Raw genomic sequence first — 12,430 nt, 5'->3', positions numbered from 1 at the left:
CCGGCACCATGGACAAAACCCTTCCCGGTGGGCCCAACCGCCTGACGCTAGCCACGATATCGGGGTGGGTGCGGGGTTTGTCTGCGGGCCGGTGGCCGGTGCGGGGCAGCCCGACTGGTCGTTTGTTGGTCAACGAGACCCTGCGGTGTGGTGGAGGCTCTGGCGCGGACCACGACGCTGGGCCTAGATGGCGCACGATCGGCCGGGTGCGGGCGTAACGAATGCCGGCAGGAGGCTGGCTGGGAAGGGGGGCGCGGCTTCCGGGAGGTGGAATTCATTGCCGCCAAGGGTGGCCGGGAATGGCGACCGTGCCCCACGGGCGCAGGGACCGCGCCGAGTTCGAGGGCCGGCCGGCCGCTGGGGGCGTGCGTAGCGCGCACCGGCTTCGCCGGCCTGCCCCGGCATGTCGCCCGTCTCGAACGTGACCGATCGTCGGGCTTATCGAGGGGTCGGTATCGGTCCTGTGGTGGGCGGATGGTCATTGGTGGCTTCGGTCAACGACCACGCTGCCGCGCGAACATCGCCTGCCGTCTTAATAGTCCGCACGCCGTCGACTCCCGAAGGCGGGCGCGCGGGGGGTGGGGGGACCTTTTTTATAGGTGCCCGTCTGGAAGCAAACAGATCGTTCAATCACCCAGGCCCGCACGGATCTACGAGGACGACACCCTCGTGACACAGGTGTACGCCTCACGACAAGCGGCCCGGTCCAAGCCCGGGCAGGGCTCATTCATGCCGACCCACCCTCATCTCCCGACTCCCGAAGGCGACCGTGGTGGCGGCAGAACCGACTGCGGACTGGACCGCTCGGTTGACGCAGTTCGCGGTACCGCGCGCAGCGACTGACGCTGGAACACGACGACCCCCCGGAAACGGCCTGCCGAGACGTGGACCGTCGCCCTCCGAACAGCGCGTCCGTGGGACAAGACCGCCGAGTGCGTCAAGCGGTGACAGGGGGCCGGACACCCGCCTCACTCGGGCGTAACCCTGGGCCTGACACCCCACGTGCCAGGGAGCAGACTGCCGAGTCACAGAGAGATACAGGACGTCCCATCCGGAACTTCGCGGCAGTGCGGCTTCACCAACGATCCGAACGGGGCACCCCCGCCTGCCGGGTGGACCCTGCGACCCTGGGTCGTTGAACGAACTGTTCACTTCCAAACGGGCACCTAGAAAAAGAGTCCCCCACCCCCCTGCCCGGAAGTCGACGGCGCGCGGACTACCAAGACGGCAGACTTTGTTCGCGCGGCAGCGTGGTCATTGACCGAACCCCACCACCCACCGCCCGCCCAACACAGAACCAGCACCTGCCTGCGAGTCGCCCGACGATCCGCCACATCCGAGACGGGCGACATGCCGGGGCAGGCCGGCGAAGCCGGTGCGCGCCACGCACGCCCCCAGCCGCCGGCCGGCCCTCGAACTCGGCGCGGTCCCCGCGCCCGGAGGGCACGCACCGCCATCACCGACCACCCCGACGGCAACAAACTCCACCTCCCGGAAGCCGCGCCCCCCTCCCAGCCAGCCTCCTGCCGGCATTCGTTACGCCCGCACCCGGCCGATCGTCCGCCATCTAGGCCCGGCGTCGTAGCCCGCGCCACAACCCCAACCACCACACAACAAGCCTCGTCGACCGACGACGACCAGTCGGGCTGCCCCGCACCGGCCACCGACCCGCAGACAAACCCCGCACCCACCCCACCCCGTTCACCCCTCACCGCCCCACGAAGATCCAAAAGAGAGCCCCCTGCGGGAACTGTCCCTACGCGCGGGGAGCAGACGACAATCCGCCGTGGTTGACGCTCGACAGGGGACCATCCCCGCGTGCGCGGGGAGCAGCTCGCGGCCGCACAGAACCGCGCGTAGTCGGAGGGACCATCCCCGCGTGCGCGGGGAGCAGCGATGCCGTCGTCCACGCCCAGGGCTCGTCCATGGGACCATCCTCGCGTGCGCGGGGAGCAGGACATCGGTCGGCATCGAGGTGGAGGAGGGGCGGGACCATCCTCGCGTGCGCGGGGAGCAGAGCAAATGACCTGGGCTTTTATCGGCGAGGGGGGGCTGTTTTTACTCACTTTCAGAGAACGCGACATAGCGGCCAAACCCTCTCCAAACAACGCCCCTTGGGACATCCGAAGTTCATTCCAGACTAGCGAGTTGTCGGCTCCGGGAGCTGCCGTTCCGGGGTGTCGAGCCAGGCCGTCGTGGTGCCGTCCCCGCCGCAGGTGAAACCGAAGCGTGGCATGTCCGGGGAGCCGGCGGCGTGCCACCAGCCGTAAGCGGCGCTGATCTCGTCCCACAGGCGGCGGGGGCCGGACTGGCGAACCGTCGTGTGGCCGGTTCCGGCCGCCACCTCCACCAGGGCGGCGGATGGGTCGTTCTCCGCCCGCACCCACAACGTCGCGTGCGTGCCCGCCCGTTGGTTACCCGCTTCCCACGCGTGCCAGACGCCCGGCACCAGCAGCCCCATCACGAACTGGGCCTGGTAGTCCTCGCCAGCCACCGCCCAGGGGGACAGCTCCGTGGGTTCGGCGGGGGCGCGTTCCGGGTGCGTGTCGGGCGGTCGTTCCTCGGGGCGCGCGCCGGGGGCGCGTAGCGGCATGTAGGAGCCGCCGGGGCGCCAGCGGCCCATGACGATGCCGCGTTCATCGCGTTCCACCACCGCCGTGCCATAGGCGCACCAGGCTGAGGCCCATGGGGTCACGAGGCGTCCGCCGGGGGCGAGTTGGTCCAGCCACGGCCGGGGAACGCGGCGCACGGAGCAGGTTGCCACGACCCGTTCGTAGGGCGCCCCGGGCGGCCAACCCTCCGCACCATTGGCGTGCACGACGCGCGGGCTCCGCCCGACGGCGGCGAGCGTGGCGCGGGCGCGTTCCGCCAGTTCGCGGTCCAGTTCTACGGTGACGACCTCGGCGTCGCCGGCCCGGGAGGCGAGCAGGCCGGCGTTCCAGCCGGTGCCCGTTCCGATCTCCAGCACGCGGGTCCCGGGCCGCACGTCGAGCGCTTCGAGCATGGCAACAACCGTTCCCGGGGCCGAGGCCGACGACAGGGGGCACCGCGTTCCGTCGGCTTCCGTGAGCACGTGCGTCACTACGGGCGCGTCGGCATGGGCGGCCGCCCACCAACGCGTTGGCTGCGCGGCCCGGTCGCAGATGTCGTAGCCGCCGTGCCCGTCCCGCAGCCAGATCCGATCCAGCAGGAAGCGGTGCCGAGGCACCGCCCGGAACGCGTTCTCCCACTCGGGCGAGACCGGGCGGCCAAGGAACTCGGCCACCCGTGCGAGGAGTTGTTCCATCGCACTGCCCTCGGCGGCGATGGTGTTCACGTGACCGACCTCCCGTGGTGAACGCTTCCGCACACAACGTAAGTCCGGGTGCGGGAGCACGCGATAAGGGAACCATCCCCGCGCGTGCGGGGAGCAGCGCCCGAGCCTCGCCCACGCCTGTGGGTCTCGAGGACCATCCCCGCGCGTGCGGGGAGCAGGGGAGCGCGGACCGAAAGCACCGCGACGAGTGGGGACCATCCCCGCGCGTGCGGGGAGCAGAGGAGATGACCTGGGGTTTTATCGGCGGGGGAAGCGGTTTTTACTCACTTTCAGAGAACACGACATAGCGGCCAAACCCTCTCCAAACACCACCCCTTGGGGCATCCGAAAGTTCTCGTCTCAGCCTAGCGAGCGGACGTCGTGGCGTCGGCCTCGGTGAGGTAGAACCAGAGGGCTTCCGGCCACCAACCCGCCGCGCCCCCCGGAAGGCCCCCACCCACCGACTACCCTCACCGAACCCGAACCACCCCAGGAGAGACCCCCGTGTCCGCCACCCTCGCCCGCCTCGTCACGTTCGTCGAACTCAACGCCGGACACAGCACCGCCCGGCAGTTGTCCGTGGATGCCCGGCTGGAGGCCGAACTGTCCGACGGGCGGCGGGTGGTGTTGTTGGACGACCGGGGGTGGACCATGAGCGCGGGCGGCGCAGACGTCCGCGCGTTCCTCACCGTCGAGGACATCGAGGCCGACGCGCGGACGGTCGTCGGGCCGGACGAGCCCGTCGAGGGCGAGACGCACGCGGAGATGGCCGCCGCTCACTGGGGCGCGCTCGCGGCGCTCCTCGCCCGGCAGGGCGTCACCGTGAGCGGGCCGCAGCTGGAACGCGCCCGGCACGACGTCGAGTTGAGCCCGCGCCTCAGGCACTGGATCAGCTGAGCCGAACAGACACCCGCCGTCGGGCGCCCCCAGGGCGCCCACGGCCCCGCGCCGGGCCCGCCCCCCGAGCGGGGGGCGGGCCCGGGTTGGACGAGGACCGTCGGTGCGGTCAGTCCTCGCCGTCCTCGATGGCCGCCGGCCGCAGCTGGGCCGCGCGGACGCGCTCGACGTCGAGCTTGACGGACCGGTCGAAGCGGTAGACGCCGTTCTGCTCCTGGAACACGTCGGTCAGCTGCGTGTAGCAGTAGCCGAACATGTCCGGGTCGTCGAGCAGCACGCCGGTCAGGCCGGCGAAGCGGGTCTGGAACTCCTCCTCGTCGCGCGGCCGGTCGCCGTAGCCCCAGGACTCGGCGCGGTCGTCGCCGCGCGCCTCGGCGGCGGTCTCGGGGCACCACCAGATGCCGCCGAACTCGCTGACGAAGTACGGCTGTCCGGCGTACGGCAGCGACCACGGCTTGTCGGCCTCGTGGAAGTTGGCGTACGGCTCACCCTTGCTCAGCCCGCCGACCTGCTCGGCGAACTTCGCCGGGTCCTGCTCGTAGTTGTGGGAGTCCCACACGTCGGTCTCGGGGACCCGGTGCGAGTAGCCGGAGGCGTCCAGCACCGGGCGGGTGGTGTCCATGGCCTTGGTGGCCAGGAACATGCCCCGGGTGATGACGTCGAGCTGGGTGATCCGGTCGCCCAGTTCCTGGAAGGTCTCGTTCAGCGGGCACCAGCCGACGATCGACGGGTGGGAGTAGTCGCGCTCGACGGCCTCCAGCCACTGCGAGACATAGGAGGCGTCGGGCTGCTGCCGGTCGTTCGCGTGGCCGCCGACGTTGCAGCCCCAGTCGCCGAACTCGCCCCAGACCAGGTAGCCGAGCCGGTCCGCGTGGTAGAGGAACCGCTCCTCGAAGACCTTCTGGTGCAGCCGGGCGCCGTTGAAGCCGGCCTCCAGGGAGAGTTCGATGTCGCGGACCAGCGCCTCGTCGCTGGGCGCGGTCATCAGGCCGTCGGGGTACCAGCCCTGGTCGAGGACCAGCCGCTGGAAGACCTTCTTACCGTTGATGGTGATGGCCTTGCCGTCGATGCCGACGGAGCGGAGCCCGGCGTAGCTGGTGGCGCTGTCGACCACGGTGCCGTCGGCGTCGAGGAGTTCGAGCTTCAGGTCGTAGAGGTGCGGGTCGTCGGTGGACCAGACCCGGCGGCGGTCGGCCGGGACGGGCAGGTGGAGGCGCGGCGCCAGGTCGAGGTCGGCGCGGGCGGTGGCGGAGGCCACCTCGCCGGCGGCGTCGCTGAGGACGGCGCGCACCTGGTAGCCGGGCTTGTTGCCGGTCAGCGGCAGCTCCAGGTGGAACGCGGAGCCGGCCAGGTCGGGGGTGATCCGGGGCCGCTTCAGGTGGTCGGCGGCGACCGGCTCCAGCCACACGGTCTGCCAGATGCCGGTGGTGCGGGTGTAGTGGCAGTCGGTGTTGGCGTAGCGGATGGCCTGCTTGCCGCGCGCCTGCGGGCCGGACTTGGGGTCCCTGGCCCGCACCACGATGGTGATCTCCTCGCCGGGCTGGGCGACGCCGCCCAGGTCGGCGGTGAAGGGGGTGAACCCGCCCCGGTGGCGGACCACCTCGGTGCCGTTGACCCAGACGGTGGTGTCGTAGTCCACGGCCTGGAAGTGCAGCAGCACGGTGCGGCCGGCCCAGTCGGCGGGGACGGTCACGGTGCGCCGGTACCAGACGGCTTCGAGGAAGTCGGTCTCGCCGATGCCGGAAAGCTCCGACTCCGGGCAGAAGGGAACGATGATCTCGCCGTTGAGGTCACGTTCTGGCACTCCGCGCTCGATACCGCTGTCGCCACGGTCGAACTCGAACTGCCAGGTGCCATTGAGATTGAGCCAGTCGCCACGGACGAACTGCGGCCGCGGGTACTCGGGCCGCGGGATGGCGGAGGGGGAAGGCACAGAGACTCCAGTGAGATGGGTTGTTCGCGCTGCGAGGCTCCGCAGCGCGCGGGTCGTGCTCGTAGTGGCGGGCGCGGGAACGGCCCCCGACGGTTCCGGGGGCCGTTCCCCTTCCATGGCGCGCCCGACGGTCAGGTGCCGCCCAGGCCCGTGGTGGCCACGGACTTGACGATGCGGCGCTGGAAGAAGAGGAAGACGATGATCAGCGGCGCGGCGGCGAGCAGCGCGGAGGCCATGGACTGGGCGTAGACCACGCCGTAGGCGTCCTTGACGGTCGCGAGGCCGACGGGCAGCGTCATCAGGGCCGGGTCGTTGGTGACGATGAACGGCCACATGAAGTTGTTCCACGCGCCGATGAAGACGAACACCGAGACGGCGGCGACGATCGGCCGGGACAGCGGCAGCACGACGGACCAGAAGACCCGCAGGTCGGAGGCGCCGTCGATGCGGGCGGCCTCCTCCAGCTCGCGGGGGATGCCGTCGAAGAACCGCTTGAGGATGAAGACCATCATCGGCGCCACCACCTGCGGCAGGATGACCGCCCAGTAGGTGTCGACGAGGTTGAGCGCCAGCATCTCCTGGAACAGCGGCACGATGAGCAGCTGCGGCGGGACCATGATCGAGGAGACGGTGACGGCCAGCAGCAGCTTCCGGCCGCGGAAGGTGCCACGGGAGAGGCCGTAGGCGGCCAGCGTGGAGATCACGATGGTGATCACGGTGACCAGGGTGGCGATCAGGATGCTGTTGAACGCCCAGATCGGCACGTTGCCGCGATCGAGGATGACCCGGTAGGGCTCCAGAGTGAGCGCGCCCTTGATCGGGTTGAACCCGGGGGTGGCGACGTCCTGTTCCTTCTGGAACGAGGTGGCGATCGCCCAGACGAACGGCAGCAGCCACAGCAGCGCGAAGATCACCAGGGCGCCGCTGGCCAGGAACTTGGGCAGCCGGCCGTGGCCGAGGAGCAGCGGCGTGCTCTCGTCGTCGGCCTTCGGGCGGCGCGGGCGCCGGCCCAGGGGGCCTCCGGCGGGGTGGAGACGGGGACGCGTGGTCGTCGCGGACACGGTCAGCCCTCCTGTCGCGGGAAGAACCGCAGCTGGGCGATGGAGATGATGATGATCAGGGCGAAGAACAGGTACGAGATGGCGGAGGCGTAGCCCAGCCGGTAGCCCGTGAAGCCGACGTCGTAGATGTACTCCAGGATCGGCCGGGTGGAGTTGTTGGGCCCGCCCTTGGTCAGGATGTAGATCTGGTCGAACACCTTGAGCGAGGCGAGCACCTGGAGCATCGCCACCAGCGCGGTGGTGCGGTTCAGCTGGGGCAGCGTGATGGAGAACAGCCGGCGCCAGGCCCCGGCGCCGTCCAGCGCGGCGGCCTCGTGCAACTGGTCGGGAATCGACTGGAGAGCGGCCAGATACAGCAGGAAGTTAAAGCCGACCGTCCACCAGACGGTCAACGCGGCGATCGACCACATGGCGAACGCCTCGTCCGACAGCCAGCCGATGGGCTCCATGCCCAGCTTGTCCAACGCCTGGTTGGCCATGCCGAGGTCGGGCTGGTAGAGCCAGCTCCAGACGATGGTGACGACGCTGACCGGCAGCAGGTACGGCGCGAAGAACGCCAGCCGCCACACCCACTGGCCGGCCAGGCCCGAGTGGACCAGCAGCGCCATGGCCAGGGCCACGACGACCAGCGGGACCACGGTGATCACGGTGAAGAAGACGGTGTTGCCGAGGCTGCTCCACACGTCGGGGTCGGCGAACGCCTCGGCGTAGTTGTCGAAGCCGACGAAGTCGGTGCCGCTGAGGGTCAGCGACTCGTCGGTGAAGCTCATCCACAGGCCCTGGACGATCGGCCAGACCATGAAGAGCACGAACGTGACCGCGAAGGGCAGCACGAAGACCCAGCCGGTGGAGCGGGCCCGGCCGCGCCTGGCCACCGGGGGCGGGGTGCTGGCGGACGGGGATATCGCGCTGTCGTCGGGCGCGTTGGCACGCGAAGCGGTGGTGCTCACGTCAGAAACTCCTTGTCTCCGTCACGCGACCGGGTTGGGATCGTCGAGCATGGACTGGGAGGCGCTGATCATCTGCTCCACCGCCGACTCGGGCGACATGTTGCCCATCAACGCCGCCGTCATCGGCTGGGTCATCTGGTTCTGGAAGTTCGACCCGGAGCCGGCGAACCAGTTCGGCGGGTCGAGCACCGCGACCTCGGCGGCGCCCGCGTAGGAGGCCTGGGGGTCGAGTTCGGCGTAGCGCTCGTCCTCGATCACCGGCTGGTAGGCGGGGATATGGCCGGCGGAGGCCCAGGTGTAGCTGGCCTTGAGCATGGTGGCGACAAAACGGTGCGCCTCCCGACGCCGACCCTCGTCAACGCGCTCCTGACGGGGTAGGACATAGCTGTGCGAGTCAGCGTTGACGGCCGGCTGGTCGAAGATCTGGACGAACGGGGCGGCGCCCAGGGGCCGGTCGGTGATGCGCAGGTTGGGCAGCTCCCACTCGCCGGAGAAGATCATCGCGCCCCTGCTGCCCTGGAAGGCGGCCATGGCGCCGGCGTAGTCCAGGTTGTTGGGGTTGCGCTGCCCGTCGAACAACTCGGTCATAAAGGTCAACGCCCGCACGGCGGCGTCCGCGTCGACGCGGGGTTCGCCGCCGTCCGGCAGCTCCCAGGTCGCGCCGGTCTGGGCGTAGAGGCCGTTGAACATCCGCCAACACTGGGCCTGGTCGCCGACGTGCCCGAACAGGACGCCGGTGCCGCCCTGTTCGGCGGCGAGCGCCTCGCTGGCCGCGAACATCGCCTCGGGCGAGCCGATCGGGGCGAGTTCGCCGTCGCTGTCCAACAGCCCGGCGGCGCCCGCGATCTCCTTGTCGTAGAAGACGATGAAGGGGTGGGTGTCCAGGGGGATGGCGTAGACCTCGCCCTCCCACTTGGCCCGCTCCCACACCGCCGGCGCGAAGTGCTGCTCGGTGACGCCGAACTCGGCCAGGACATCGAGGTCAAAAGGTTCGAGAAGGCCACCTGGCGCGTATCCGGCCAGCCGGGAAAGGTGCAGCACCGCCACCTCGGGCGCGCGCCCGCCGGCCGCCGCCATCGCCAACTTGGTGTAGTAGGACGGCCCCCATTCGAGGATCGTCCGGTCCACGTCGAACGGGTCGGGCCCGGAGGTCACGGTCGCGAGCATCTCGTCCATCAACACGCCGTCGCCGCCGGAGAACAGGTCCCAGACCCGCAGGGACGAGGAGCCGGAGGGGGACGCCGGCGAGGCGCAGCCGGCAAGCACGCTCGGCGCCGCCAGGGCGCCCGCCCCGGCGAGGCCCAGCCGCAGAAACCCTCGACGCCCCATCCGGAACCGGCCACCATGTCCGGAATGATCAAAGCTCATTTCGCACCTTTCCCACCCGACGCTGGGTTGTTGGTACGTCTTACATCGATGTAACAAGATGTGTAAAGAGGTTGCTAAGAGTTTCTTTCTGTTGGAGTTTCCGCACGTAAGGTCACTGTTCGACCGGTCGGTCAGGACGGCGGGTGCGACGGGTACGATCGGGGCGGCTAGGGAGGTTTGGGTTGGCGAGGCCCAGGATCAAGGACGTGGCGCTGCGCGCGGGTGTTTCCGAGAAAACCGTGTCCAACGTCATCAACGACTACGTGCATGTCTCAGAGCGCACCCGCCGCGTCGTGCGGCAGGCCATCGACGACCTCGGGTACCGCGTCAACCTCGCCGGACGCCACCTGCGGCGCGGCCGAACGGGCATCATCGCGCTGGTCGTTCCCGAGCTTGACCTGCCCTACTTCGCGGAGTTGGCGAACCTGATCGTCGCCGAGGCCGAGCGCAACGGGCTGACCGTGCTGGTCCACCAGACCAGGGCGGTCCGCGAGCACGAGCTGTCCGCGCTCGACGGCTTCGGCTCGGACTTCGCCGACGGCGTGATCCTCAGCCCGCTGGCCCTCGTCGACGAGGATCTGAGGAGCCGCAGCGGCGCCCTTCCCACCGTGCTGCTGGGCGAGAAGCTCAGCGCCGGCTGCGCCGACCACGTGGCGATCGACAACGCCGCCGCCGCGCGCGAGGCCACCGAGCACCTGCTTCAGCTGGGCCGCCGCCGCATCCTGGTGGTGGGCGGCTTCGACGGCGAGAGCGAGGGCACGGCCGAGGTCCGCACCCGCGGCCACCGGGCGGCGCTGGCGGCGGCCGGGGTCCCGTTCGATCCCCAACTGGTGGTGCCCGTCGCGAAGTTCGCCACGCCGGACGGGGCGGCCGCGACACACAGGGCGCTGACCGACGGGCTCGCCCCGGACGCGGTGCTGGCGCTCAACGACCAGATGGCGATCGGCGCGGTGCGCGCGCTGCACGAGCGGGGGCTGCGGGTTCCCGAGGACGTGGCGGTGGTCGGCTTCGACGACGTGGAGGCGGGGCGGTACAGCGTGCCCACGCTGACCACGGTCGCACCGGACAAGGCGGAGATCGCCGCCGTCGCGGTGGCGCTGCTGATCGGGCGCATCGCGGAGGCGCGGGGGCAGGGGGCGGGGGGCCCGGCGGATGCGCCGGGGAGCGTGTCGGCGGATGGTGCGCCGGCGGGCGCCGCTGGTGGTGCGCCGGGCATGAACGGCGCGGCGCCGGCGCACGGGGGCGTCAACGGGGCGGCGGCGCCGGCCGGTTCGCCGGCCAGGGCGCGCGCCGGGCGCGTGCAGCCGCCGCACGAGCGGGTGGTGCCGCACCGGCTGGTGATCCGCGAGTCGACCTCGGGCGCGCGGAAGTCCACCGTGCCAGGGCCGCGCGCCGGCGACTGACGCGCGGGGCGTGCGCCGGGCGCGGGCGCCCGGCCGGCGTCGGGGCGTCGCGCCGGCGCGAGGGCTGGCGCGAGGGGCGAGTGGCGCGCCGGCGTCGGGGCGTCGCCGGCGCCGGGAGCGCCTTGCGCGGCACGCTACTCGTTCGTAACATCGCGGGACGAGATGGCGCCGACGCCGCCGTCCGCCGACGCCGGGGAGCCCGATGACCAGCAGCAGCGCGGGAGTTGGGCCGCTGGCCGGGGTGCGGGTGGTGGAGCTTGCGGGCATCGGGCCCGCGCCGTTCGCCGCGATGCTGCTGGCCGACCTCGGGGCCGACGTGGTCCGCGTGGACCGGCCCGGCGGGCAGCCGCTCGGCATCGACCCGGCGCTGGACGTGACCAACCGCAACAAGCGCTCCGTCGAGGTGGATCTGAAGGCGCCCGGGGGCGCGGCCGCCGTGCTGGACCTGGCGGCGGTGGCGGACGTGCTGCTGGAGGGGTTCCGGCCGGGGGTGGCCGAGCGGCTGGGCGTCGGGCCCGAGGAGGCGCTGGGGCGCAATCCCCGGCTGGTGTACGGGCGGATGACCGGCTGGGGCCAGGACGGGCCGCTGGCCGGCAGCGCCGGGCACGACATCGGCTATCTGGCGACGGCGGGCACGCTCGGCCTGATCGGCCCGGCCGACGGGCCGCCCGCGATCCCGGCCAACCTGCTGGGCGACTACGCCGGCGGCTCGCTCTACCTGGTCAGCGGGGTGCTGGCCGCCCTGCTGCACGTGGGGCGCGGCGGCGCTGGCCAGGTGGTGGACGCGGCGATCGTGGACGGCGCCGCGCATCTGGGCGCGATGCTCTGGGGGATGCTGGGCGCGGGCGCCTGGCGGGACGCCCGGGGCGGCAACCTGCTGGACGGCGGCTGCCCGTACTACGCGGTCTACGCCACGGCCGACGGCGGCTGGATGGCGGTGGGCGCGCTGGAGGAACGGTTCTACGCGGAGTTCGCTCGGCTGCTGCCGCTGCCTGCGCACGCGCCCGACCGCGCCGACGTCCGCCGCTGGCCCGAGCTGCGGGCGGTGATCGCCGAGCGGTTCGCGGAGCGGGACCGGGACGCCTGGGCGGCGGTCTTCGAGGGCACGGACGCCTGTGTGGCGCCGGTGCTCTCGCTGCGCGAGGCGGCGGCCCACCCGCATCTGGCGGCCCGGGGGACGCTGGTGGCGCCCGGCGGGCTGACCCAGCCCGCGCCGGCGCCCCGCTTCTCCCGCACGCCGGGGGCGCTGCGCCGGCCGCCGGCCGCGCCGGGCGCGCACACGGCGGAGGTGGCGGAGGACTGGGGCGTCCCGGCGCTCGCGCGCCCCGCACGAGCGCCGGGGGCGGGCGCGACGGGAGCGGGCGCCGGCGCGCGCCCCGCGAATGCTTCGGGTCGCGGGAACGGTCCGGACGGCGCGGCCCGTTCGCCAGGCGGGGACTCGAACGGGGACCCGAACGAGGACAGGGGCGGGAGCGGGAACGCGGAGCACCACCTGCCGAGAGCTGCGGAAGGCTGAGGTCACA

At 71.6% G+C, this 12,430-nt stretch carries 8 protein-coding genes; 3 read left to right on the top strand and 5 right to left on the bottom strand.

Annotated features, from left to right (window positions below; genetic code table 11):
- Nucleotides 1–2,140: 2,140 nt before the first annotated feature.
- Nucleotides 2,141–3,316: a methyltransferase domain-containing protein gene (locus FH609_RS18090; RefSeq protein ID WP_193317933.1), complete on the bottom strand. Its 1,176-nt coding sequence runs from the start codon at nucleotides 3,314–3,316 to the stop codon at nucleotides 2,141–2,143.
- A gap of 483 nt (nucleotides 3,317–3,799) precedes the next feature.
- Here FH609_RS18090 and FH609_RS18085 point away from each other — a divergent pair, with 483 nt between their 5' ends.
- Nucleotides 3,800–4,192 (top strand): hypothetical protein, encoded by a 393-nt coding sequence (locus tag FH609_RS18085; protein ID WP_139668831.1) that lies wholly within the window; start codon nucleotides 3,800–3,802, stop codon nucleotides 4,190–4,192.
- A 109-nt stretch (nucleotides 4,193–4,301) separates the two neighbouring features.
- On the opposite strand, the gene FH609_RS18080 is transcribed toward FH609_RS18085, so the two are convergent.
- From FH609_RS18080 to FH609_RS18065, 4 genes are all read right to left on the bottom strand, one after another.
- Entirely contained in the window at nucleotides 4,302–6,125 is a 1,824-nt protein-coding gene (locus tag FH609_RS18080; protein ID WP_139668829.1) for a glycoside hydrolase family 2 protein, read from the bottom strand.
- A gap of 131 nt (nucleotides 6,126–6,256) precedes the next feature.
- Nucleotides 6,257–7,186: a carbohydrate ABC transporter permease gene (locus FH609_RS18075; RefSeq protein ID WP_405378992.1), complete on the bottom strand. Its 930-nt coding sequence runs from the start codon at nucleotides 7,184–7,186 to the stop codon at nucleotides 6,257–6,259.
- 2 nt (nucleotides 7,187–7,188) lie between these two features.
- Complete coding sequence (locus FH609_RS18070; RefSeq protein ID WP_226961788.1) at nucleotides 7,189–8,091, bottom strand: carbohydrate ABC transporter permease; 903 nt, start codon at nucleotides 8,089–8,091, stop codon at nucleotides 7,189–7,191.
- A 66-nt stretch (nucleotides 8,092–8,157) separates the two neighbouring features.
- Nucleotides 8,158–9,465, bottom strand: a complete 1,308-nt coding sequence (locus FH609_RS18065) for an extracellular solute-binding protein (RefSeq protein ID WP_226961773.1) — start codon at nucleotides 9,463–9,465, stop codon at nucleotides 8,158–8,160.
- A gap of 221 nt (nucleotides 9,466–9,686) precedes the next feature.
- On the opposite strand from FH609_RS18065, the gene FH609_RS18060 reads away from it, so the two are divergent.
- Both FH609_RS18060 and FH609_RS18055 read left to right on the top strand, forming a co-directional pair.
- Nucleotides 9,687–10,907: a LacI family DNA-binding transcriptional regulator gene (locus FH609_RS18060; RefSeq protein ID WP_139668825.1), complete on the top strand. Its 1,221-nt coding sequence runs from the start codon at nucleotides 9,687–9,689 to the stop codon at nucleotides 10,905–10,907.
- A 202-nt stretch (nucleotides 10,908–11,109) separates the two neighbouring features.
- Nucleotides 11,110–12,423: a CaiB/BaiF CoA transferase family protein gene (locus tag FH609_RS18055; RefSeq protein ID WP_193317931.1), complete on the top strand. Its 1,314-nt coding sequence runs from the start codon at nucleotides 11,110–11,112 to the stop codon at nucleotides 12,421–12,423.
- Nucleotides 12,424–12,430: the final 7 nt, after the last annotated feature.

This window comes from Streptomyces sp. 3MP-14 (genome assembly GCF_006334905.2).
GTDB classification, from domain to species: Bacteria; Actinomycetota; Actinomycetes; order Streptomycetales; family Streptomycetaceae; genus Streptomyces; species Streptomyces triticirhizae.
The sequence above is the reverse complement of the archived record's forward strand: the minus strand, read 5'-3'. Positions and strand labels throughout refer to the sequence as shown.

Coding starts and splice junctions, on each gene's coding strand:
- FH609_RS18055 (WP_193317931.1), top strand. CDS start 11,110: ATGACCAGCAGCAGCGCGGGAGTTGGGCCGCTGGCCGGGGTGCGGGTG.
- FH609_RS18065 (WP_226961773.1), bottom strand. CDS start 9,465: ATGGGGCGTCGAGGGTTTCTGCGGCTGGGCCTCGCCGGGGCGGGCGCC.